Genomic DNA, 708 nt, shown 5'->3' on the forward strand with positions numbered 1-708 from the left:
ACCGTCACCGCCGCATTCGCCGTCGGCCGCTTCTGCGCCAACAACATCGCCAACGGCCGACCCAACGTGGCACCCCGACCCAGGATCACCACCTCACGCCCCGACACCGGCACCCCGTGAAACGCCAGCAGCGCCTCGATCCCCGCCGGCGTACACGGCAACGGGCCCGGCACGCCCAACGCCAACCGGCCCATGTTCATCGGATGCAGCCCGTCCACGTCCTTGTCCGGATCGAGAACCTGCAACGCCCGGTCGTAGTCCAGATGCCCCGGAATCGGATACTGCACCAGCACGCCATGCACACCGGCGTCCGCGTTGAAGTCCTCCAACACAGCGTGCACGTCCGCCTGCGACGCCGACGCCGGCAGATGCACATGCGGGGACGCGAACCCCAACTCCGCCGCCTGCCGCTGCTTGATCCGGATGTAGCCGGCGCTGGCATCGTCGTCGCCCACCAGCACCGTCGCCAACGCCGGCGTCACCCCCGCCGCGCGCAGCCCCGCCACACCCTCGGCGACCTCCGCCAACACCTGCTCCGCCACCGGCTTACCGGACAGGATCCGCGCCGTCGTACCCGTAGAAGACATGGCTCACCCCGCCCGCGGAGGCCCAGGCGGTCGACCCCCGCGACGAGCTCCCCGATGGTTGATGCCATCCCCTGGCCGCCAGTCGCGTACCCCGTCAGCCTGCCACACCCACCGGCCCGCC

1 protein-coding gene and 1 riboswitch are annotated in these 708 nt (G+C 70.9%); the gene reads right to left on the reverse strand.

The window, feature by feature from the left end; all coding sequences use genetic code 11:
* A partial coding sequence (locus tag DKL51_RS27425) for a bifunctional 5,10-methylenetetrahydrofolate dehydrogenase/5,10-methenyltetrahydrofolate cyclohydrolase (RefSeq protein WP_148097853.1) occupies positions 1-587 on the reverse strand: 587 nt, incomplete at its 3' end.
* A 13-nt stretch (positions 588-600) separates the two neighbouring features.
* Positions 601-683: riboswitch (ZMP/ZTP riboswitch) on the reverse strand.
* Positions 684-708: the final 25 nt, after the last annotated feature.

This window comes from Micromonospora globispora (assembly GCF_003857015.1).
GTDB lineage: Bacteria > Actinomycetota > Actinomycetes > Mycobacteriales > Micromonosporaceae > Micromonospora > Micromonospora globispora.